The sequence below is a fragment of the Winogradskyella sp. HaHa_3_26 genome (assembly GCF_019278425.1).
In the GTDB taxonomy this organism is placed as follows: Bacteria; Bacteroidota; Bacteroidia; order Flavobacteriales; family Flavobacteriaceae; genus Winogradskyella; species Winogradskyella undariae.
This window is the reverse complement of sequence record NZ_CP058981.1, coordinates 3,962,962-3,987,849: the sequence shown is the minus strand read 5'-3', so window position 1 is coordinate 3,987,849 and position 24,888 is coordinate 3,962,962. Positions and strand designations below refer to the sequence as shown.

Here is a 24,888-nt window from a genome sequence, read left to right as displayed (position 1 = left end):
CATTTAGTATTTCAGTTAATCTAAAACAGAACCGATAGTTCGTGATTTATTAACGGTTTCTTCCCATTCGTTTTCTGGATTAGAATCCTTTGTAATTCCACCGCCAACATAGATTAACGCTTTAGAATCTTTAAGTTGCATACAGCGTAAATTCACGTAAAAATTAGAATGCTTTCTCACTACAGCGTAAGCATTGTTTTCAACATTACGTCTGTTGGTATTTCGTGTCCTTGATTGCTTTAAGTTTAATTCACCTAAAAAACCCGTGTAATATCCTCTAACATAATTTTCATTTTGAAGAATAAAATCTTTAGCTTCTTGTTTTGGAAAACCACAAACTGCAGGTGTTGGATGCAAAGCTTCAATTATAGATTTTAAATTAACTGTAGCGTCTATAAAACCTGTAATTTTAGATTTAAGATGAAGTAAATTCCCTGCTCTAGCCGTTTCTACTTCAGAGATATTGACTTGTTTAGAATATGGCTGAATTTGGTTCGCTATATAATCGGTTACAATTTGTTGTTCTTCAAACTCTTTTGTGGTCCAATTTACATTAGAAGTTGAATTATAAGGCTGTGTACCTGCTAAAGAAATAGTTGTTAATTGCTTGCCTTCTACTTTTAGTAACAACTCTGGCGTTGCTCCCAACCATAAACCTACCTTGGGATGATACCAACAATACACCATGGCATTTTTGTAGGTATTAAAAAGCTTTTTGAAAATTGAAAAAGGATTTTCATTACCTAAATCCTTAGATTCACATCTTGATAAAACTACTTTTTTAAGACTTCCGCTATTTATTGTAGCTATTCCTTTTGAAACTAAATTTATATGAGCTTCTTTTTCGGAAGCTTCTATCGAAACATTTTTAGAATTATCTTCAATATCTAAATGTTCTATTTCTAAAGTAGAATATTTACAATCTGCTTCTGGCAGTAAAATACTTTGTTCTTTAAAATCGAAAGGCGCAAACACAAATCCACTTTCCCCAAAGCTTTCTGTTTTATGTAATGTAGTATCGTTTTGTAACCAACTTTTTATAATTGAATTGATTGGCCTACTGTAAACGACAAAGGGTAATTGCTTAGAGTACTGAGTTTCTAATGCTTCAAAAAATGAATCTTCATTCATCATTTATTTACTTTTTTTTGGAAGTGAGATTGTTGATAAACGACAAATAGAAATAAGATTATCTTCTTCGTCTGTGACTCTAATATCTAAAAGTTGTGTAGTTCTACCTTTGTGCAAAAATGTTGCTTTTGCATAGATAAACCCCTCTTTTACACTTTTAAGGTGGTTTGCCGTTATCTCTAGACCACGGACAAACATTTTTTCTGTATCTATAAATATATGCGAGGCAAAACTTCCTACACTTTCTGCTAAAGCTGCTGTTGCTCCACCATGTAAAACGCCATCGGGTTGATGCACTCTTGAGGTTACAGGCATTCTAGCAACTAAGAAATCATCACCAAAATCCACCATAACAATCTCTAAGGTTTCCATTAAAGTATTTTTGCTTGCTGCATTTGCTTTAGCTAAGATATCCTCTCTAGTCATTTGCATATAAAAACAGTATTTTTGAATCTATTACAAAGATACAGAAACCACCTAGAATAATGAATTCGCAAGAGAAAGAAATCACATATACAACACGTAACTCCTACTCTACTTTAAATACACTTACTGAACAAACTAAAACCGTTTGGCTTGTTTGTCACGGTATGGGTTACTTAAGTCGTTATTTTTTAAGGTATTTCAAAAAATTAAACGCTGCAGAGAATTACATCATTGCCCCACAAGCGCCGAGTAAGTTTTATATTCAACCTAGAATGCATGTTGGTGCCAACTGGCTAACAAGAGACCGAACCGAAACAGGTATGGATAATATTCTTAATTATATGGATGCTGTTTTGGAAGCAGAGCAAATTCCGAAAGCTATTAATCTTGTCGTTTTTGGATATTCACAAGGTGTTAGTGTCGCTATGCGTTATTTAGTTAGAAGGCAATTAAAATGTGATCAATTAGTGCTACATTCTGGTGGCATACCAGTAGAATTAACAGCTAATGATTTTACTTACTTATCTAAAGCAACCAAAGTAAAATTAATTTATGGTACCGAAGATGAATACTTAAACGAAGCTCGTATAGAGATAGAATCTAAACGTGCTATTGAATTATTTGGAAAACAAGTTGAGTTTCTTCCTTTTGAAGGCAAACACGTTGTTAATGTTGCTTACATTAATAGCTTAGTGTAAGCTACCATTATTTTCAAGTCCAGCCATAATAGTCCTTAACTGTCCTGCTTTTATAGGTTTTATAATGTAATCTGACACATCACTTATCTCTTTTGCTTTTGCAATATCCACAGGATCTACAGAAGATGATACCATATAAATAACAATCTTCTTATTCAATTTATGTTTAATCTCTACATACTCTTCCATAAATTGAAAACCATCCATTATGGGCATGTTGATATCTAAAAAAATAACATCAGGTAGCACGTCGTCATTATATAGATTATTTACCATAAAATCTAGAGCCTCTTCACCATCAGAAAAAAGAAGTATTTTCTTACTTAATTTTATAGACTCTAATATTTTAGTAATCGTGAATTGGTAGATGTCATCATCATCAATTACACAGATATTGTAGTGGTTATTCATATCTATTAAAAAATTATTGTAAACGTTGTTCCCTCATTAACTTTACTTGACACCAAAATAGTACCTCCCATAGCTTCTACTTGAGTTTTGGTCATAAACAAACCGATACCTCTAGCATCTGGGTGGCGATGAAATACTTTGTTTAAACCAAATATTTTTTCACCATGTCTATCTAAGTTTATACCTAGTCCGTTATCACTAATCTTCAATCTTATTTTCCCTTCTAGATTTTCAGATTCTATAATAATATTAGGTATTCTGTCTTTTGACTTGTATTTAATAGCATTGCCGACTAAGTTAAGAAAAATACTTTCTAAATAAATTTTATCGTAATTAATTTTTGAAACTTTTGAAAAGTCAGCTTTAATTACGGCATTCGTTTTTAATATTTCTCCACTTAGTATCTCTGTTGTCTTTTTTAATACATCATTAAACAAAATTTCTTCTGTATGCCTTGACTTATCACTTTTAATTTTAATAGCTTTAACTAATGTATTTAAGGTAAATGTTAGATGATTAATAACTGTTTCAAATTTTTGAAATAAAATCTTTTTGTCATATTCATCTTCAGATGCAACATATAAGCCTAAAAGTGAATTTAGATTACTTACCGGCGCACGTAAATTATGAGACGTAATCTGAGCAAAATCTGCAAGCTGACTATTTTGAATAATCAACTTTTTTGTTATAACTTCTAAATCTTGTTTAGCATCTAAAATCCTTTTTTGTGCTAATCTCTGTACAGTGATATCTCGTATAGCAGCAGAGACTAAAATCCCTTCTTCTGTTTGAAGTGGACTTAAGCTTATTTGAATAGGGATTTCTTTACCATCTTTATGTTTAGCAAATAATTCTTTTGCGTTTTCAACCCCCATTTCTTTTATACTAGGGCTAGAGAAAAATTCATTACGATAAGTTGAATGATCACCTATAAATCTTGAAGGAATAAGTATTTCAACAGATTGATCTAATAATTCTTCTGATGTATAACCAAATAACTTTTCTGATTGTTTGTTTATGAGTTGTATTTGACCTTTTTCATTTACAATTACCATAGCATCTGGCGCAGATTCTAATAAGCCTCTAAACTTATTCTCTTCCATTTTCTGTTCAGTAATATCTTGGCAAGATCCCATCATTTCAATAATTTCTCCTTGCTCATTAAGGATTACTTCACCTAAAAATTGAACAGTTTTTATAGTTCCTTTACCTGTAATTATACGGTGTATAAAATTATTAGAAAACTTTTTTTCTACAAATGATTTTTTTATGAACTCTGAAATATATTCTTTGTCCTCTGGGTGAACATGGGTAAAGAAAGTATCATAAGTTAAATCTTTTATGTTTTCATCGTACTCAAAAATTCTATATAAATTAGATGACCATTTTAAAGTATCTGAGGCAACAACCCATTGCCAATTTCCAATCTGAGTAATTCTTTCTGCAAAATTTAATAAATAATTTTTTCTTAAAAGTTCTGTTTCTGTCAATTTTTGAGCTGTAACATCTTGGCAAGTACCAATGACTTCTATAACATTACCTATACTATCCTTTATTACTTGCCCTAAGAGATGTACATTTTTAATGGTGCCATCAGTTAATTGAATTCTGTGTATAATATCTGTAAAAATACCTTTTGTAAGGGTTAAGTTCATATGATCTGAAACCCTATCTTTATCTTCAGGGTGTGTATAATGAAGATATGTTTTAAGAGTTGTTGCTGTAGTTTCTTCAAGCTGAAAAATTCTGTAAAGATTAGCTGACCATTTTGTGGTATTTGTAATGACATCTACTTGCCAATTCCCCATTAATGTAATTTCTTCTGCAAAATTTAAAATTTGATTTTTTCTTAAAATTTCATTTCTTGAGGATACTCTTTCTGTAATATCAAATGCTACACCTAAAAATCCTATTTTATTACCTTCTTCATTTCTAATAGCTGTTAAGGTTAATTCTACAGGAAAAGTAGAACCGTCTTTTCTTTTGTAAGTCCACTCACGAGTATCATACTCATTTCGTTTTGCTAATTCTAAATAAGGATCAAATCCTTGAGGATCTATACCATATTTTGTAGCTATATCAATTCTAAAGTTATCTAATTCTTCTTCTAAATGATAGATTTCTGGCTCTTTAAATCCTATCATCTCTGATGCTGAATACCCTAATAAAAGTTCCGCTCCGTGATTAAAATGATTCAATATTCCGTTATTATCTGTGGAGACGATAGCTATAGGTCCAGAATTAAAAATAGCTTTTAATTGTATATGTGCATTATTCAAATCTTTTTCTGCTGCAACAGCTGCAGTAACATCTTGGCTAGCACCACTTAATTCAATGATGTCTCCTTGATCGTTGGTTATAGCTTCACAAGAGACTCTAATCGTTTTTTCCGTACCATCTTTTAATACAATTCTATGCGTAAACTTATTGATACGCTTTCCTTCTCTTGCATTATTTTTTATATCATTATAAAATTTAATTAAATATTCTTTATCATCTGGATGAATATAACTTAGATAAGTATTGACATCAACATTTGTCCCCTTCTCAATTCCATAAATATTATAAAGGTTATTTGAGATTTCTATTTGACCAGAAGTAATGTCCCACTCCCAATTCCCCATTGAAGTAATCTCTTCTGCAAAATTTAATAGGTGATTTTTTCTTAAAAGTTCATCTTGAGCTATTTTCTTTTCCGAAATATCGGTAGAGACACCTAAGTAACCTATAAGTTTACCTTTTTCATCTTTTATAGAAGTTAAGGTTAATTGTACAGGTACAAGAGATCCGTCTTTTCTTTTGTAAGTCCATTCACGAGTATCGTAATCATTGGTTTTTGATAATTCTAATTGTGCACTAAACCCTATAGGATTCTTATTATATAATTTAGCTATATCTAGATTAAATGCATCTAGTTCTTCTTGTAAATGGTAAAGTGTAGGCCTTTCTAGTCCTATTACTTCTGAAGCTGAATAACCTGTTAAAATTTCAGCTCCTCTATTAAATTGATTTATAATACCATCTGTCCCAGCAGATACAATAGCTACGGATTTTGAATTAAATATAGCCTCTAGCTTTGTAAGCGCCTTATTTAGAGATTTTTGAGAAAGTTTTATTTTACTTATATCTTGAAACACACCAAAAACACGTACACATTTATCATCTACAATCTCTGCTTGCCCAATAGAACGTATCCAAACAGAATCTCCTTTATTGTTAATAATTTCTAATTCTACATCATAAGGAGTTCCATGTGTTACAGCTTCATTAAAAACTTTTCTAATCGTATCTCTACTCTTACCTTCTTTATAAAAGTTAATTCCTTCTTCTATATTTACTATATAGTCTTCTTCTACGCCATGTATTTCACAAACAACCTTGCTCCAAAAAGTTTTATTTTCTATTAAATCTACTTCCCAAGCACCTATTCTAGCAATTTCATTTGTTTTATCTAATATTTTTTCAACACGAATTCTTGCGTCTTCTTTTTCTTTAGCTTCAGTAATATCTCCTGTGTGAATAATTATCCCCCCTATATTTCCTTCAGAATTATACCATGGTCTTGTATCCCAATATACCCATTGTGTTGAACCATCTTCACGTATAAAAGGTGCTTCATTACAAATATCAATAGCGCCTTTCAAACATGCTTTATGCTTGTTTTTCCATCCCTCTCCAATTTCCGGAAAAACTTCATAATGAGAACGCCCAAGAATAGCTTTACCTTCTAATTTAAAATCATTTATCCAACGTTTTGATACAGATATATAACACATATCATTATCAAACATAGCAATAGCAGTTGGTGCTTGATCAATAAAAGCTTTGTTAAAAACTTCTCTTTTTTCTAACTCTGATTTTAATTTTGTTAGTTCTAATAAGTTGGATTTTAACTTATTCTCAGATATTGCTAAATTTTTATTTGAGTCTAATAATTTCTGGTTTCTTAGAAATAATTGTTTTAAACCTGGAATTACAATATATAGAAGCTCTATTAAAATAATAATGAAGGCAATAATTGCGAACACATATACTATTTTTCTTAAAAATTTTAGATGTTCTTCTGTCACTTTCTGATATTCATATACTAAAATATCAGTGTTATTTAGATAAAGCCTTTCTAATGAAGAAATAATAGAAATATTAGGTTGTATACTACTTAAGGTATAGCTATTGACAATGTTTTTCCCTGCAGTAAATATTTTATTTTGATAAGATTCATTAATATTTAATAATGAATCTATTTTGTGATTTTTCCAATTTTGAGTATTATTTAAATGAAGGTATTTATGTTGTTTATCCCATTCTTCTAAAAGTGAATCTAATATTTTAATTTTTTCAGTATTTGAACCTGAAAGATTATTGTAACCAATATCGTAAGTTAACTTTGTAATATTCTGACTTAACATTCTCTGCCTACCTGACACATTAATTAAGTGTCCATCAGAAATTTGAGAATTAATGCTATGTTGAAAAAGAAATAACAGAGCTAGAATTATAATGATGAAAGTGGATACAAATAATATGTATCTATTTTTGATTGATTGATGTAATATCTTCATTAAAAGATTATCTATAATTTAATAATAAAACATTTTTTTCAAGCCTATTATCTAAAATATAGAAAAGTAAATATGACTTGGGGGCTTACTTTATTTATTGTAATAAAATGTTAAAATACAAAAAAAATCTTATTACAAATGCATTTGGTCGAATAGTTGAAATTAGTTATAAAGTATTTATTACAAATAGATTAAGAACGACAAATAAAATATTTTATCCATCAATACCTTATTAAAATAAAAGCACTTAATTTATATAAAGACCAATTCTAAATAAATAAAAAAGACCTATATAATTTGAAGAATAAACTGTAATTAATGGTTAATGATAAATGAATATACGTTTCATTGAATATCAATGAGATACTTTTTATATATTAAAAAATGATAATTATTTTAAGTCGTTAATTTTGAAACAATCATTTTAACAGGAAGAATTTCTGTAGTGTGTTCTATACTTGGTCCCGCTACCCAAACCGTTTTGTAAGTTGCTTTTTTAGCCGCATTTTCTGTAGCTTTCATACCAATTGAAAAACGAATCATTTTAACCCATTTTTTTAAACTTTTATTCTTGTTTAATAAACTTTCTATCCAAGTGGTTTTAGTACCAATTTTCTGAACATAAGGCGTATTAATAACGGTACAAGGCGTACCAGAAATACGTTCAGTCATTATAATATCTTTAGCTCCGTATGCTACGCAAGCTTTCTTATAATCGTCTGTAACACCTGCTTCAACCGATGCTATAAAAGGACTACCAACAGAAACACCTTCTGCACCATAACTCAACATTTTATCGATATCAGCTTTACAACCAACGCCTCCTGCAGAAATCACAGGGATATTTAATTCTTTACTTAATAAATTTGTTAACGCTTTTGGCGATAAGTTTCCTCGGTGTCCACCAGCTTCATTGTTTACAGCGATAGCTGCATCTGCACCCAATTGTTCTACTTTTTTAGCAAATTTTAAATCGGTAACATCACAAAACACTTTAATACCTGCTGCATGTGCTTGTTTAATTGTTGCTTCAGGACTTCCTAATGAGGTAATAATAAAATCACAACCTTCTTCACAGAGCACTTCTAATTGTCCTTTATACTTCACATTAGATTTATTCACAATTAAATTAAATCCAAAAGCACCACCTTCAACTTTAGATGCTTTTAACGCTTTAATAGCAGACCTTAATTGATCTAATGTTCTGTAATTTAATGCAGGAATACAACCTGCAATACCAGATTTCATAGCTTCTGAAACCATAGCTACGTTAGACACCAAAAACATTGGTGCTTGTATAATTGGAAATTTTAAGTTGAGAATCTGAGTAAGTTTCGTTTGCATATTATAATCGCTTATAGTCACAAATATAATGTATTTTATTATGCGCGCATAACACCATATTACGAATTAAGAACTTTAATATGTAAAAAATTAAGATAACAGCAATTTTATGCTTTATAAATATTAAATATACATGAAATTAATGTTTTAAAATTTAACACGAATAAGACCTAAGAGCCTGTATTATTCTAAAAATCGATAATAACCGCATTTTAAATAAGCGCCTTCTGTAAATGCTATTGGGTGATCACTATCGTGTTTTGTTTTAAGTTCTACCTCAAAAAGCCTGTGTTTAGAATTTAAAACTTGAGCGTTTAAATCGAAAAATGCTTGTGCCAATACTCGAGAAGAACAAGATGCTAAAACTAAAAGGCCATTTTTAGAGGTAAGCTTCTCCCCTAACTCTGCTAATTGCCCATATTTCTTCTTCGCTAAATCAATTTCAGATTGTTGTTTGGCAAAACTTGGCGGATCAATAACAACTACATCAAAAGTTTTTCCTTTTGCAATTAAAGCCTTCATTTCTTCAAAAGCATCACCGGAAATGGTTTTATGCTTGCCAGAATAAGCATTTAATTTTCCGTTTTCGCGTGCCATATCTAAGGCTTGCTTACTTATATCTAAGCTTGTTACTTCCGTTGCTCCATTTGCTAAAGCATGTACAGAAAATCCACCTGCATAAGAAAACACATCTAAAACTGTTTTTCCTTTACTCATTTCTCCAACACGTTTTCTGTTGGCTCTATGATCTAAGAAATAACCTGTTTTATGACCTTTAATAACGTTTGCACTAAATTTTACGTCATGCTCAACAAACTCCACAACTTCATTTTCTAGCACACCATATATAACTTCTCCATCTTTTAAATTGTGTTTATCACTATTTTGAAGACCTCTACTCAAACGCATTACAACTGTTTTGGCTGAAGATATTTGTTGTAAACTTTCTAAAATAGGTTTTAAATACGGCAACCATATTTCTGAATATACTTTTACAACTAATACTGAATCATAAACATCTGCTATTAAGCCCGGAAAACCATCATTCTCACCAAATAAAAGTCGGTAACTATTGGTATTCGTTTTAAGTAATTCTGAACGTTTCTCAAAAGCTAATTCAATTTTATGTTGAAAAAATTCAGCATTAATCTCAACTTTTGTTTCCGCATTATGAATCATTTTAATTCGGATTGGTGATTCTGCATCGTAAAATCCTAAACCAACCACCTTGTTTTTATTCTTACTAAAGATAATAGCCAAATCACCTGTTGCGGCATCATCATTTATTTTAGTAATACTATTAGAAAACACCCATGGATGTCCTTTAACAACGAATTGCTCGCCTTTTGCATTAAGCTTTACGGCTAGTCGTTTAGGTGTGTAATTAAAGTGAATATGATCTGAAAAAGACATGCTTATATTTTAGGCTTCGAAAGTACGAAACTTAAATATATTGGCATTCTTATGTTGGTAGTAATATTGCTTTATTAGCTAAAACTTCTAATTAATGTCTAATCGTAAACCTATAGAAAGCTTATTAATATCTTCAGGGTTATTTTTAAAGATTGGGTTTACATTGTATTTAACATAAAGGCTTACATCTCGATATCCCATATAAATACTTGGTCCAAAATTAAAGGTATGCATATTAAAGTCATCCTTTTCGGTTAACCTAAAATTACTTCCATCTTGTTTATATCTAATAAATTGTGAAGTATGTAACCTCACAGAAAAATACCCACCTAATCCTGCTCTAAAACCACGTTGAGAACGCAAATAAGTTTTTCCTGTTTTTTCATGATATTGTGGCTTAGAGAAATCTATTTCTAAATGCACTGGTAAACCTATAGATAGGTTATCTAATCTAGATCTTTTTAGGTCATAACCAATATCTTGATACGTTGTTTCATCTCCATTGGTTACCAATATATCATTATCATTTTTTGGCCTTATATCATCAACCATCATAGATAATCCAAATTTTAAGTTCCAAAAGTTTGTTTCTTCCTTAAATCTATATTTAAACGTAAAACCTAACTCACTATTTCCTAATAGATTTGACTTGAATCCATTACCGTAATAACCACTATTATCGTTTAATATTTTATTAATCCCAAAAGCTAAAACAAATTGCGTTGTAAGGCGTTTTTCTACTTTTAAACCACTAATAGAATCCTTATAAAAGTTTTCTTCTTCAAAAACAGATATTAGTGGTGTATTCCATTCATTATCATCCTCATTCAATTCTAGTTTACCACTAACTTTATCTTGAATTAAAGCTTGTAATTTTTGTTCTTGACTAAAAACACCACTATTAATTCGGTCTGCATGATATGCTGCTAGTTTCTTTTTTTCTAACACAGCACTTTCTAAAGTTATCTCTTTATTTTCTACTTTTTTATCAAGCTTCTTGATTTCCTTTTTTAAAGTACGCTTTTCAGAACTTGTAATAGAATCAATTCTAGAGGCTATAATTGCTGCTTTTGCTTCAAAAGTATTGGTTTGTGCCATTAAATATGAGGTACAACATAACACGGCAATACATAAAATTGTCTGCTTCATAATAAAATAATTTTAATTGATTAATGGTTGTGTTCGTAATTTCTATTTGCAACTGCTTCTTTTAGTTCTTTAAGCTGCTTACCTGCTTTTTTAAAAATACTTTTATTTTTTTCGTCAAATAACTGTGTTTCCATCTTAACCAATAGCTCTTCAGATTCTAGGTAAGTCTTTATTTGCTTATTGTGATTTTTATGCAATTCTAAACTACTATCTGCCATTGTAACTTGCAAAAGTTTTTCAGCCGTAATATATTGAAACGGTTTTATTTTACTATCGTTTGCTAATCTCTCAACCCCTTCCTCTTTTATTGAATCTTTTTCTTTAAATAGTTTTACTCTATTTTCAACAAGAAAATCTTGTTTTTTTTGAAAGGGAAACTCTTCTTGAACAAGCTCTTGTTTTAAGGTTTTAACTTTTGAATTAGAAATTAATTTCTCTTTTTCAATTCTTGTTTTTATGGACTTCAATTCTTGTTGCTCTTCTAACACAATAGCGTTATTTTGATCCTTTAAATCTAGCGCATCGTTTTGTTTAAGTTGTGGTTTGTTTTTTTCGAAACCTATTTTTACTGGCTGTTCTATATCTTGATTTTTCAAAAAGAATTGACTACCACCTAAAAACAATCCTATTATAAAGGATGCCGCTACAGCATAGTTTAACCATAGTCTTTTCTTCTTTTTAGGTTTTGTATTTAATGCTACAATTAAACGATTTCTAGCCTCAAAAGACGGTTCAATACTTCGATCCTTAAAATTCTCTTTAATTAAGTTTTCTATATTATTTAGTTCCATTCTCTTTCAAATTTAACTGTATAAGACTATTTTTTAAAAGCTTTTTAGCGTGTGCTAATTGCGATTTTGAAGTTCCTATACTAATTTTTAGTAGTACTGCAATTTCTCGATGTTTATAGCCTTCAATGACATAAAGGTTAAATATGGTTTTACAACCTATAGGAAGTTGGTCTACAGCTTTCTGAATAACATCTGAAGTTGAATCTTCAGTTTTTGAAGCTGGCTGTATAAAATGGTAATCTCCTATTTCTACAACGTTGAATTTATTTTTATGAATTCGTAAATATGAAATACATTCACGAACCATAATCCGCCTTAACCAACCTTCAAAACTTCCATAGGGTTCATATTTTTCTATATTTTGAAATGCTTTATGAAATGCTGTAATCATAACATCTTCTGCATAATGTAAATCCCTAATGTATTGCCTACAAACCCCAAGCATCTTTTCTGAATACTTATCATATAGTGCCAACTGTGCTTTTTGATTGAACGCCTTAGCGAGTTCAACAAGCAAATCTACACTTTGGTTTATAGTTCTTAATTTTGACATTTTTATATGCTAGTCTTTTATATATTTTCTTTAATTTTTAATTTTAAAAATTAGTGTGCATATCAATAATCTTTATTGATTTTAAATGTTGTATCTAAATATTATTCCTGCATTTAATATACCACCTGGTGAAAAATTACTATAAGTTGAAACGACTCTTAAGCCATAGTTAAGTCTATTGTTTAAATTAAAAACTGTTTGAATTCCTAAATCTATGCCAAGTCCATTATTATCATCTTCAAGAATTTTTTCATCAAAATTAACGTATGAAAATCCAAATAAGGATTCAAGTTTAGTGTTTTCAGATTTTAAAAAATCATAAGTTACTTGAATTGCATATTTATCTAATTCATAATTTGTATCTAAGGCTTTACTTCTCATCGTTGCATTTGCAGCTGACAAATAAATACTCATATTAGAATTAATAGAGTAACCTAAAAATCCTTCAATATTTTCTCCAGTATCTTTACCTACGAATTGTTCATTTAATGCAAAACCCATTGAAAATTTTGATGTATCTGAATCTTTATCTTGAGCTGCAGCTAAATTGATACTAAATGTTAGGACTAAAATTAAAATGTAGTTTACTTTTCTCATAATAAGTATTTTAAATTTGTTATTAATTTTTATTGAAGTACACTTTCAAGTTGGCCTTCTATTAATAAAAACGCTTTTAAATAAACAATGGTTGGATGAGAATTAAAAAAAAGTTAAAATAAATGTAAAAAAAAACGCAATCAAATTAATGATTGCGTTTTTTATTTATTATTTAGTCTTTAACTTTTTAAAGTTTCCAACTTTAAGCTTAATGCTTATTTCACTTCTTCGAAATCTACATCTTCAACATCGCTAGAATCATCAGCTGGTTGCTCTGCACCTGCTTCTGGTCCACCTGCTGGTGCTCCTTGTCCTTCAGCTTGCGCTTTGTACATTTCTTCACTTGCTACTTTCCATGCTTCGTTGATTTTCTCTAAAGCTGGTTCAATAACTGCGATATCTTTTGATTCGTATGCTGCTTTCAATTCTTCAAGTGCTGCTTCTATTGGTGCTTTTTTATCATCAGATAATTTATCACCAAATTCTGTCAATTGACTTTCGGTTTGGAAAATCATAGAATCCGCTTCGTTTAATTTCTTAGCGTTATCTGCTGCTTTAGCATCTGATTCAGCATTTGCTTCAGCTTCAGCTTTCATCTTTTGAATTTCCTCTTCTGTTAATCCTGAAGATGCTTCAATACGGATATCTTGCGTTTTGTTTGTTGCTTTATCTGTAGCAGATACTTTAATGATACCATTGGCATCAATATCAAACGTTACTTCAATTTGAGGTGTTCCTCTTCTTGCTGGTGGAATACCATCTAAATGGAAACGACCAATTGTTTTGTTATCTGCTGCCATTGGACGCTCACCTTGTAAAACGTGAATTTCTACTGATGGCTGATTATCTGCAGCTGTTGAGAATACTTGCGATTTCTTAGTAGGAATCGTTGTGTTAGCCTCAATTAAGTTTGTTTTAACGTTACCCATAGTTTCAATACCAAGAGATAATGGTGTTACGTCTAATAAAAGAACGTCTTTTACATCACCTGTTAATACACCACCTTGGATACCTGCTCCTAAAGAAACAACTTCATCAGGGTTTACACCTTTACTTGGTGTTTTTCCGAAGAATTTCTCTACTGCTGATACAACTGCAGGAATACGTGTAGAACCACCTACTAAAATAACTTCGTCAATATCAGACTTAGATAAACCTGCTGCTTTTAATGCAGAAGCACAAGGATCAATAGTACGTTTGATTAAATCGTCAATTAACTGCTCAAATTTAGAACGTGTTAATGAACGCACTAAGTGTTTTGGTCCACTAGCTGTAGCTGTAACGTATGGTAAGTTAATTTCTGTTTGTGCAGAAGAAGATAATTCAATCTTCGCTTTTTCAGCAGCTTCTTTTAAACGTTGTAAAGCCATTGGGTCTTTACGTAAGTCCATATTTTCGTCAGCGATAAATTCTTCAGCTAACCAATCGATAATACGTTGATCAACATCATCACCACCTAAGTGTGTATCACCATCTGTAGATAATACTTCAAATACACCGTCACCTAATTCTAAGATAGAAACATCATGTGTTCCACCACCAAAATCAAATACAACGATTTTTTGGTCAGTACCTTTTTTGTCCATTCCGTAAGCTAAAGCTGCAGCTGTAGGTTCGTTAATAATTCTACGAACTTTTAAACCTGCAATCTCACCAGCTTCTTTAGTTGCCTGACGTTGTGCATCGTTAAAATATGCTGGAACTGTAATTACAGCTTCAGACACAGACTGTCCTAAATAATCTTCAGCAGTTTTCTTCATTTTTTGAAGAATCATAGCAGATAATTCTTGAGGTGTATATAAACGACCATCAATATCTACACGTGGTGTGTCATTATCACCTTTTACCACTTTATATGGTACACGTTCTGCTTCTTTTGTAGACTCAGAATACTTATTACCCATAAAACGTTTAATAGAATAAACTGTTTTTGTTGGGTTAGTAACTGCTTGTCTTTTTGCTGGATCTCCAACTTTAATTTCACCACCTTCAACGAAAGCGATAACTGAAGGTGTTGTTCTTTTACCTTCAGCGTTTGGGATTACAACTGGCTCATTACCTTCCATTACAGAAACACAAGAGTTGGTTGTACCTAAATCAATTCCAATAATCTTACTCATAATATTTATTTGTTAATAGTTTTTCGCTCTCACGAAAATTATAATGTTATTATTTTTTATACTCGGTTAGTATTAGTCAATGATTATGCCATGACAAAAAATATGACATGATGTCACTTTAATAAATTGTTATGTAATAATCTCATTTACTAACGTTAACTATACCTTCACTTAACATTATTGAAAATTTCTTCATCCTTTTATAACATACTGTGAATACTCACGAAACTTTTGATTAATAATTTCACGCAAAATTAAAACAATCAAAACATGAAACACATTTTACAATTATTCTTTATTTTTTTTACATGTGCCATAAGTGCACAGTTAGAGACTGGAAATATGTCCTTTACAGCTTTTAATGCCGATGGTGATGATGATTTTTCAATGGTCACTTTTGTTGATATTGCTGCAAACACAACAATTTATTTTTCTGATAAAGAATGGGAAGAAACTGAATTTAATTCTGGCGAAGCTAATTACGAATGGCAAACTGGTACTGACGTAATTACTGCAGGAACTATAATTACATTTTATACCATTAGTTCAACTCCAAATGTATCTCACGGAACTATTATTGGTTCTCCAGGTGGAATGTCAGCTTCCGCTGAAGCTATCTTTGTTTACCTAGGTACAGATGTAGATACACCAACAACCTTTATTGCTGCTGCTTCTAATTCCTCTTCTGCTTATGATGATGGCGCCGGAACAGGTTTAATAGGAACTGGATTAACTGAAGGAACAACGGCTATCACTTATACTAACGGAACTGATATTGCTCAATATAATGGACCAAGAACTGGTTTTACAGCTAACGGATATTTGGTGGCTTTAAATGACATGACTAATTATGACTTACAAGATGGCAGTGGTGATCAGGGAATTGATGGTATTGCACCAGATATTCCTTTTAATACTACTGCTTTTGTTATTTCTACTTCTGACACCAATGCACCTAATGTTGCTAATGTTGAAGCAACAGATCAAAACACCGTTGAAATTACATTCACAGAAGCCGTAACAACTACTTCTGCTGAAACGCTAAATAATTATGTTTTTAATCCTGCGTTAACCATAAATACTATTGTTTATGATAATAGCTCTTTAAAAGCAACTATTACACATTCAGGTTTTACCGAAGGTACAGCTTACAAAGTAACTGTTAATAATTTAGAGGATGTATCATCTAACATGCAGACAACTGCTTACGAAAGTGACGATTTATTTTACAATGGATTAACGTCTGGATTAATCATCACGGAGATTATGTACAATGCACCTTCTGATGATTCTGATGCGCTTGAATTTTTAGAAATTTATAATAACGGAACATCTTCTATCGCTTTAGGTGGAATTACCGTAAACGATGAAGGTAATTTCAACTTCACTTTCCCAGAAATGACGCTTGCTGCTGGTGAGATTGTATTATTAGCAACAGACAAAGCTTCAGCAGATGCTTTTTATGGTGTTTCTTTTTTAGATATGCCACAAGCAATTTCTAACGCTATGGGTAATGGTGGTGAATTATTAGAGATTAAAAATTCTGATGGTACTATAATTTCTCAAGTTGAATATAGTGATGATGCCCCTTGGCCAACTACGGCAGATGGTGATGGTCCTTCTTTAGAATTATTAAATCCTGAAGCTAATTTTAATGAAGGTACCAACTGGACACCTGCAACAAACTTAGTAGGTCAATCTTTAGGTGAAGATGTTTTTGCTTCACCAGGAAGTTACACACCAGTAACCAACGTTACGCCTCAAGTGAGCTTTACAGAAAATACGTATGTAATTAGTGAAGACGGTACGTCTATAGATATTACTGTAGAATTATCTGCAACACCTAATGATGCAGTTTCTATAGATGTTAGTTTAGTTACTGAATTATTAACAGCAACTGAAGGTGATGATTTCACTTTTGCTAACCAAACTTTAACTTTCCCAGCAAACACAACAGAAGCAATTATAATTACTATTCCTGTTGTAAATGACGCTTTAGCTGAAATGGATGAGCTTTTTATCTTAGAACTTTCTAATCCAACTAACGCAACACTTGGTGCTCATGAAACTTCAGGAGTTTATATTTTAGATGAAGACCATATGATTCCTGTTCCTACAGATGTTTTAGGTATGGAATATGTATCAAGCTATTTAGTAGATGATGCTGGTTCTGCTGAAATTGTAGCACACGATCCTGTTTCTCAACGTTTATTCGTTTTAAATTCAGTAGCTCAAAAATTAGAGATTTTAGATTTCTCTGATATCACTAACATTACTACAATCAGCTCTATAGATTTATCGACTTACGGTGACCCAACAAGTGTTGCCTACATGAATAATATAGTAGCTCTTGGTATTTCTAAAGGACCTTTAGAAGATGGTGTTGTTGTGTTTTGCGATATTGATGGTGTAATTTCTTCTACTATTACTGCTGGTAATCTTCCAGATATGGTTGGTTTCACACCAGATGGTACAAAACTTTTAGTAGCAAATGAAGGACAACCTAATGATGATTACTCTGTAGATCCTGAAGGTAGTATTTCTGTTATTGATGTTACTGGAGGATTAGGAAATATTTCTCAAACCAATGTTTTAAACATCAACTTTAATAGTTTTGATAGTCAATTAGCATCACTTCAAGCAGAAGGTATTAGAGTATTTGGACCTAATGCTACGGTTTCTCAAGATATGGAACCAGAATACATTACGTTTTCTAACGATTCTCAAACCGCTTATGTAACGCTTCAAGAAAACAATGCTGTTGGTGTTATTGATTTAACAACAAATACAATTACCGATATTTTACCTTTAGGTTTAAAAGATCATGCTTTAGCAGGAAATACTTTAGATGCTTCAGATGATACCGGTTTCATTTTCTTAGCAAATTGGCCAATAAAAGGAATGTATATGCCAGATGCAATGGCTTCTTATGAAGTTAATGGTGTTACTTATTTAGTAACTGCCAACGAAGGTGATGCCAGAGAATATGACACTTATGCAGAAGAAGAGCGTGTTAGTGATTTAAACTTAGACTCTACTATTTTTCCTAATGCTGAATTTTTACAATTAGATAGCAACTTAGGTCGATTAACGGCTACAACAGCTACTGGTGATTTAGATAATGATGGTGATATTGACGAAATTCACGTATTTGGTTCGCGTTCTTTCAGTATTTGGAATACAGTAACTGGTGCTTTAGTTTTTGATAGCGCTGATGATTTTGAACGTATCACTGCAAACGATCCTATTTATGGCGAATTATTTAACGCTAGTAACAGTAATAACAACTTTAAAAACAGAAGTGACAATAAAGGTCCTGAGCCAGAAGGTGTAACTGTAGCAGAAATTAATGGTGAGTTTTACGCTTTTATAACTTTAGAACGTGTTGGTGGTCTTATGGCATACAACATTACAGATCCTAACAATGCTGTTTTTGAAAAATACATTAACAACAGAGACTTAGGTGATGACGAAGGTGGAGATTTAGGTCCTGAAGGTATTATCTATGTCTCAGCAGAAAACAGTCCTAATGGCACTGGTTTAGTTATTATGGCTAATGAAGTAAGTTCTACCTTAAGTTTCTATGCACTTAATAACGACACTTTAAACACGGATGAATTTACTTTAGCATCTAATGCTTTTAAAATGTATCCTAACCCAACTAAATCTAACCAAACGGTTCATTTTAACCAAACTGTTTCTGTAGCTTTATTTGATATTCAAGGTCGTGAAATAACGTCTAAAGAAGGTACTATAAGTTTACAATTACCTAGCTTAAATGCTGGAACTTATATTTTGAAAACAAATTCTGGTGAGAGCATTAAGCTTTTAATCAAGTAAGAATTTCAAAAACATAGTATTTAGAATTAAACACCTTCAAAATGAAGGTGTTTTTTTTGGTATAATTACTTCTATTATAAATTCCTATTTTAGTTAAAAACGATACCTTTTGATATAGAATAATTATATTTTAGTACTTTTCTAAAAAAATACTACATCATGAAAAAAATAACCTCCTCATTACTTATTCTTACTTTTATTTTAACCTCCTGCAGCGGAGAAGACGGAAGAGATGGATTAGATGGAGCAATTATTGCTTCTTCTGCCTTTGAAATTGAAAATGTTGACTTTAACCCTAGTGTTGATTTTGAAAATAACTATCGAGTTAGAGAGTATTACGGTTTTGATGTTTGGCCTACGGATGTTACATTAGTTTACGTTTTATGGCTAACAGAAAATGGCGAAAATATTTGGCGCTTAGTACCACAAACTGTAATTTTTGATGATGGAAACGATTTAGTCTACAATTACGAGTTTACACAAACTTACGTCGATTTTTTCATTGAAGGTTCTAATCTAAGCCTGTTAGACGATGTTTGGACCCAAAATCAAATTTTTAGAGTGGTTGTGGTACCTGCAGACAATGTTGGTAGAGGAACTAATAGCAGTACTGTTGATTATAGCGACTTAGATGCCGTAATATCACATTATAATATTACGGAATTTCAAAAGCGATAAATTTCTTAATAAAACAAACCTAATCAAGAAACAGTTTCGGAGTTAAAACCAAAGCTGTTTTTTTATGTCCTTCATTTAAACAAAATGTATATTTGCGTTAAATAAAAACCGTTTCTATTCATGGAGTGTATTTCAATTTTCGACATGCTTAAAATTGGTGTAGGGCCATCAAGTTCTCACACCTTAGGACCTTGGCGAGCTGCCGAACGTTGGATTCAAGAATTAAAAGATAAAAAACGTTTTGAAAAAGTTGAAAACATTACCATTGACCTCTATGGTTCTCTATCCTTAACAGGAAAAGGACACGCTACAGATTTCGCTGTTATTTTAGGCTTAACAGGTGCGGATCCAGAACGTATGCCGATTGAAAATATTGATACTATTATTAATGATGTTAAAACAACCAATGTTTTAATGTTTAATAATGAAAAAGCCATTCCATTCGATTTTAAAACCAATATTGTCTTTAACAGAAAATTTCTACCCTTTCATTCTAACGGCATGGTATTTACAGCGCGAATCAATGGCCGTAATTACAAATCTACCTATTACTCTATCGGTGGTGGATTTGTTGTACAAGAAGAACGAAAACTATCTAAAGCTAATAAAATAATTTTCTATTGTACGTTTCCTTATCCTACTTCAACAGGAAATGAACTTTTAAAATATTGCGAACAGTTACAATTACCAATTTCTGGTGTTGTCTTTGAAAATGAAAAATCCATTAGAGATGAAAGTTCTATCGATTTTGAATTAAAACGCATTTGGGATACCATGTTAGAATGTATGTACACAGGCTGTCATACCGAAGGTAATTTACCAGGCGGATTAAATGTAAGACGTCGTGCTTTTGATATGCATAAGAAATTAATTGGAGAGGATACTTATAATAATCCACAAGAATGGTTAGAAACGATCCGAAAAACAGAAGTTAAATTCCGTCAGATTTTAAAGTGGGTAAGTTGTTTTGCGTTATCAGTCAATGAGGTAAATGCTGCACTTGGTCGTGTTGTTACGGCACCTACCAACGGAAGCGCAGGTGTGGTTCCTGCTGTATTAATGTATTATTTAGTTATTGAAAATCATGATGCCGACTTTGAACATATTAAAAAATTCCTTTTAGTGGCAGGCGAAATTGGTAGTATCTTCAAAAAAGGGGCTACAATTAGCGCTGCAATGGGAGGTTGTCAGGCAGAAATCGGAGTCTCTTCAGCTATGGCTGCAGGTGCTTTATGTGAATTACTTGGAGGAACACCAGAACAGGTTTTAATAGCTGCTGAAATTGCTATGGAGCATCATTTAGGCTTAACCTGCGATCCTATTGGTGGTTTGGTACAAATTCCTTGCATTGAAAGAAATTCTATGGGCGCTATAAAAGCAATTAATGCTGCCGAATTAGCATTAGACACAGATCCTAAAAACGTAAAAGTACCATTAGACAAAGTAGTTGCAACAATGTGGGAAACAGCTAAGGATATGAGTTCTAAATACAAGGAAACCTCTGAAGGAGGATTGGCAGTTGGAGTTCATTTGACGGATTGTTAATAAGTCCATCCTAGCCTTCTCTAAGGAAAGAAGCTTTTCCTCTTATGAAAGGATTCTTAGCTATACTTTTTAATTTATATTTAATTATTAAAAACGATAAGACGCTGAAAGTATTACAAAAGATTTATTTAAAAAAATATTAGTGACAGTATTAGAAACTATAGAAGCATAACTATTCTGAAAATTTTCAATATTACTTAGATTTTTACCACTTAGTTTAAAATCTAACTTATTCTTTATCGCTAAATATTTGAACTCAAAATCAATAAAATTATAAACCCTATCAATTTCATTAAATTTACTAGGATAGATTTGCCTTGTATCTAAGGAAAATATTAGATTTTCATTAATCTCGTAAAACAATTGAAGGAAACTAGTGTATTGTATATTTTTATTATTTATAAATGATGTCTTTATATTGGAAAACTGTGCTTTAAAACCTGACTTTAAATTTATTTTACTTTTGAAATAGCTACCATATCTTAAACTTATATTATTTACATAATTTGAAGCTATTTCTTCATTACCTGTAATCTCTACATAACTTCGCCGATAGAGGCCTCCATACTCTAAAAAAAAACCTGATCTGATGGAACTAATATTTCTATTTACCTTAAAAGATGCAATTGTCATGTTATTATTTTTTGCTCTAGTTTTAATTAAAACATCAAAATCTGAAGTGTTTATATATTCATAACCAAATGTATTTTGGTTGTAATTATAACTTAATGATGCATTAATAAATATGTTTTTCCTGAAATCTGATATTGAGTATGATATTCCTGAACTATGTTTATATAGGTTAAATAATTTATTTATTCCCTTAGTAAATCCTCTATTTGAAGTTAATAAAAGTCCATTATATATATCGCTTATTTCAGGTTGTTTTATAGAAAATTTATAAGAAATATTATACTTCCCATATTTTTTTGTTTCTTTAGATAATTTCAACTCTGGCTCAACATATAATTGACTGTTTGTTTCTGCAAAACTCAGTCCTTCTATATTATTTTTATATTTTACGCTATTATAACCTCCTTTTGCATTTATAGCTAAATTATATTTCTTCCCTAACGAAAACAAATACCGCCTATAAACGAAAAGATCTTTACTCGTATTAGTTAAGTTATTAGAAAAAGTAAAATCCTCAAATTGTAACTCAAAGCCATCATTTAAAGTTTTACTAATTATTTTTTCATCCTTATTTAAAAATCCTAAATTCCATTCACTTGTTTCACCAACTAATTTTGAGTTAAAACCATAATGTCTAATTGGATTTTCATAAGATTGATTTATAATGCCCTGATCATCAAGAATAGGATTACTAGTAGAGTAGTTTTGTGGGTTTTTATTTTGTAAATAAAAGAAATTTAAACTTAAAGCTCTTTTTTCGTTAACTCTAAAAGTGGTGTTGAGCTGTTGAGATAAATAGTAATCTTCAATATCTAAATTTTCATAATAACTATTGTTATCTATAGTTAAATCTATATTTGTTCTATTTTTAGAATTGTTTAGTATGCCATTGTATTCTATATACGATTTACTTCCATTTGCGTTCTTTATATTTAATTCAGCATTGAATTCACGAGATTTCTCTCTATGAAATTTTGATTGTAATACAATAAAGTTTGTTGGCGCTGAGTAGGAAGTAGTAAAAGCATTTTGTCGTTTAACATTATCACTTAGAAAATAAAATATACTTCTAACATGAATATTTTTTTTTGGTTTTGTGAGAAGATGTAATGAATTAAAATACGAGGTATTATCGTTAATATAAGATTCATTTAACTCACCAGAAGAGGCTATTACATCAGTATTAATTACATTCTCAGAAAAATCTCGATAATCTTCAAAATAATTATTACCAGACCTATTGAACATTGAGCCATTAAGATTCTCAATTGCTTTTCTACCAGTAGTATTAGTTTTGCTAATCAAAAATGTTTTTAAATTATTATTTAGATTAAATAGTGTTAAATCGGCGAGATAATTTTTATCATTACCATATCCAATATTAGTTTTACCATAAATAGCTCCTTGTCTTTCTTTTTTAATTGATATGTTAAGTGCTATATGCTCAGAATCAGTCAATGCCCGCAATACAGAATTTTCATCAAAATTATAAATAATCTCTACTTCCTCTATATCACTAGCATCAATATTTTTTGTTCCTATTTTATAATTCTTGTCAAACACATCATCACCACCAATTAACACTTTAGAAATCTCTTGGTTATTGACTTTAATAACTCCATTGGCATCTACTTCAATACCAGGTAGGTTTTTAAGTAAATCTTCAAGCACTTCATTCTGCTTTGTTAAAAAGCTAGAAACTTTAAATGTAATAGTATCCTTTTCTATTTTTACAGGCTGTTGAGATTTTACGACCACAGCGTCTAACTCTGTGATGTCAGCATACATAGTAACATCAATTTGGTATTCATTTAACCCTTTTATAATATTAACGATGACATCATCTGTCTTATAAACTAAGGATTTATATTTTAAAATGTATCTATTCTTTTTAGCCGGAATTTCGAAGTTATATTTTCCATCATTCTGAGTTCTAAAATTAGTGATATACCTATTATTTTCATCTAATAAAACTACCGTTATTAAATCTAAAGGTTCAGAAATAGAATCTTTTACAACTCCAAAAATTTTAATTGACTCTTGGGAATAAGAAATATTGAATGAAATTATTATGAAAAAAAAGAATTTAAGACTTGTAGATGCAATATCAAACTCATCAATCTTTTTTAAGTGACTCCTCATAAATATGATATTCAATTTGTTGGTATTTATCTAATAGTTTTATCTGTTCTTCATTATATTCTATGTTTACATAAGCAATAGGATCACTATTTCTCATTTGCCCAGTTGCAGTCATCGCTTTTTTATTATTTACATAAGCTAAGTATAATCTAAAACGTTCTTTAAGATATTCCTTTAAATTATAAACTTCTTTAGAGGTTGGTATAGCATAATATGCCTTTGTTTTATTATTTTGCTTTATGTTATTGAAAGTAATATTTATTATGTTTTTATCATCATGTACTTCTAAAATTAATCCTGGTAATCCGTGAAACTTCCATGGACCCGTGGGCACTGGTATATCATAAGTAAACCAAACTTCATAATTACGACCTCTAAAATTTTGTGTAGTTGCCTTGTAACAAACATATTCTCCTATTTTTTTTGATTCTTCTGTAATTACCCAATTAAATTCAATATTCTTCTCCTTAACGGTTACTTCATATTTTTCCATTAATACCTCACGTGAGGTTAACTCTTTAGTATTAAAATTTAAATGAAATTTGTAACCTTCTTCATCATAATTTCTTAATAAATGTATCCCATTAACTCTACCTTTTCTATCTCCTACTTTTTTAAAAAATTTTTCCGTTCCTTCAAAATTTATTCTATTATAAATAAATAGGCTTGTACTATCATTATAGTATAATCTAGATTTATATGGAATACCTTCTGTATAGTTAGATAAATTAACATCAAAAGTATAAGATACTTCAGTTAAATTGATAGTTTCTTGAGAGAAGCAAAATGAATAAAATAAAATGAAATAAAATGTTAATCCCTTCATTATAGTTACGATTATTTAATGTATTAAAA

The 24,888-nt window shown here is 30.8% G+C and carries 17 protein-coding genes; 4 read left to right on the top strand and 13 right to left on the bottom strand.

Going from position 1 to position 24,888, the window contains the following annotated elements; translation table 11 throughout:
• Positions 1–15: 15 nt before the first annotated feature.
• Positions 16–1,134: a chorismate-binding protein gene (locus H0I32_RS17325; protein ID WP_317166985.1), complete on the bottom strand. Its 1,119-nt coding sequence runs from the start codon at positions 1,132–1,134 to the stop codon at positions 16–18.
• On the bottom strand, positions 1,135–1,563 hold the full coding sequence (locus H0I32_RS17320) for a PaaI family thioesterase (RefSeq protein WP_173588817.1): 429 nt from the start codon (positions 1,561–1,563) through the stop codon (positions 1,135–1,137).
• A gap of 53 nt (positions 1,564–1,616) precedes the next feature.
• On the opposite strand from H0I32_RS17320, the gene H0I32_RS17315 reads away from it, so the two are divergent.
• Positions 1,617–2,255 (top strand): alpha/beta hydrolase, encoded by a 639-nt coding sequence (locus tag H0I32_RS17315; protein ID WP_179313229.1) that lies wholly within the window; start codon positions 1,617–1,619, stop codon positions 2,253–2,255.
• On the opposite strand, the gene H0I32_RS17310 is transcribed toward H0I32_RS17315, so the two are convergent.
• The 9 genes from H0I32_RS17310 to dnaK form a co-directional block, all read right to left on the bottom strand.
• Positions 2,247–2,666 carry a response regulator gene (locus H0I32_RS17310; RefSeq protein WP_173588819.1) on the bottom strand — a complete coding sequence of 140 codons (420 nt, stop codon included), beginning with the start codon at positions 2,664–2,666 and terminating at the stop codon, positions 2,247–2,249. The two genes, H0I32_RS17315 and H0I32_RS17310, sit on opposite strands and share 9 nt — an antisense overlap.
• A gap of 5 nt (positions 2,667–2,671) precedes the next feature.
• A complete protein-coding gene (locus H0I32_RS17305; RefSeq protein WP_179313230.1) occupies positions 2,672–7,228 on the bottom strand; it encodes a PAS domain S-box protein in 4,557 nt (1,518 codons plus the stop codon).
• 396 nt (positions 7,229–7,624) lie between these two features.
• Positions 7,625–8,587: an NAD(P)H-dependent flavin oxidoreductase gene (locus H0I32_RS17300; protein WP_256928813.1), complete on the bottom strand. Its 963-nt coding sequence runs from the start codon at positions 8,585–8,587 to the stop codon at positions 7,625–7,627.
• A gap of 168 nt (positions 8,588–8,755) precedes the next feature.
• On the bottom strand, positions 8,756–9,985 hold the full coding sequence (locus H0I32_RS17295; protein ID WP_179313232.1) for a class I SAM-dependent rRNA methyltransferase: 1,230 nt from the start codon (positions 9,983–9,985) through the stop codon (positions 8,756–8,758).
• 87 nt (positions 9,986–10,072) lie between these two features.
• Positions 10,073–11,134 carry a hypothetical protein gene (locus H0I32_RS17290; RefSeq protein WP_179313233.1) on the bottom strand — a complete coding sequence of 354 codons (1,062 nt, stop codon included), beginning with the start codon at positions 11,132–11,134 and terminating at the stop codon, positions 10,073–10,075.
• A 20-nt stretch (positions 11,135–11,154) separates the two neighbouring features.
• Positions 11,155–11,925 carry a hypothetical protein gene (locus H0I32_RS17285; protein ID WP_179313234.1) on the bottom strand — a complete coding sequence of 257 codons (771 nt, stop codon included), beginning with the start codon at positions 11,923–11,925 and terminating at the stop codon, positions 11,155–11,157.
• Positions 11,912–12,478: an RNA polymerase sigma factor gene (locus H0I32_RS17280; protein WP_179313235.1), complete on the bottom strand. Its 567-nt coding sequence runs from the start codon at positions 12,476–12,478 to the stop codon at positions 11,912–11,914. Before H0I32_RS17280 ends, H0I32_RS17285 begins: the two co-directional genes overlap by 14 nt.
• Before the next feature lie 81 nt (positions 12,479–12,559).
• Positions 12,560–13,075 (bottom strand): outer membrane beta-barrel protein, encoded by a 516-nt coding sequence (locus H0I32_RS17275; RefSeq protein ID WP_179313236.1) that lies wholly within the window; start codon positions 13,073–13,075, stop codon positions 12,560–12,562.
• 215 nt (positions 13,076–13,290) lie between these two features.
• A complete protein-coding gene (gene dnaK / locus H0I32_RS17270) occupies positions 13,291–15,195 on the bottom strand; it encodes a molecular chaperone DnaK (RefSeq protein ID WP_179313237.1) in 1,905 nt (634 codons plus the stop codon).
• A gap of 270 nt (positions 15,196–15,465) precedes the next feature.
• Here dnaK and H0I32_RS17265 point away from each other — a divergent pair, with 270 nt between their 5' ends.
• From H0I32_RS17265 to H0I32_RS17255, 3 genes are all read left to right on the top strand, one after another.
• The gene (locus tag H0I32_RS17265; protein WP_179313238.1) at positions 15,466–19,035 is read left to right on the top strand and encodes a choice-of-anchor I family protein; all 3,570 of its coding nucleotides are present in this window, start codon (positions 15,466–15,468) and stop codon (positions 19,033–19,035) included.
• 159 nt (positions 19,036–19,194) lie between these two features.
• Entirely contained in the window at positions 19,195–19,713 is a 519-nt protein-coding gene (locus H0I32_RS17260; protein ID WP_179313239.1) for a hypothetical protein, read from the top strand.
• A gap of 120 nt (positions 19,714–19,833) precedes the next feature.
• Complete coding sequence (locus H0I32_RS17255) at positions 19,834–21,258, top strand: L-serine ammonia-lyase (RefSeq protein ID WP_179313240.1); 1,425 nt, start codon at positions 19,834–19,836, stop codon at positions 21,256–21,258.
• A gap of 87 nt (positions 21,259–21,345) precedes the next feature.
• On the opposite strand, the gene H0I32_RS17250 is transcribed toward H0I32_RS17255, so the two are convergent.
• Positions 21,346–24,033 (bottom strand): hypothetical protein, encoded by a 2,688-nt coding sequence (locus H0I32_RS17250; protein WP_179313241.1) that lies wholly within the window; start codon positions 24,031–24,033, stop codon positions 21,346–21,348.
• Complete coding sequence (locus H0I32_RS17245) at positions 24,008–24,859, bottom strand: GLPGLI family protein (protein WP_179313242.1); 852 nt, start codon at positions 24,857–24,859, stop codon at positions 24,008–24,010. The genes H0I32_RS17250 and H0I32_RS17245 overlap by 26 nt, the downstream gene beginning before the upstream one ends.
• Between the last annotated feature and the right edge of the window lie 29 nt (positions 24,860–24,888).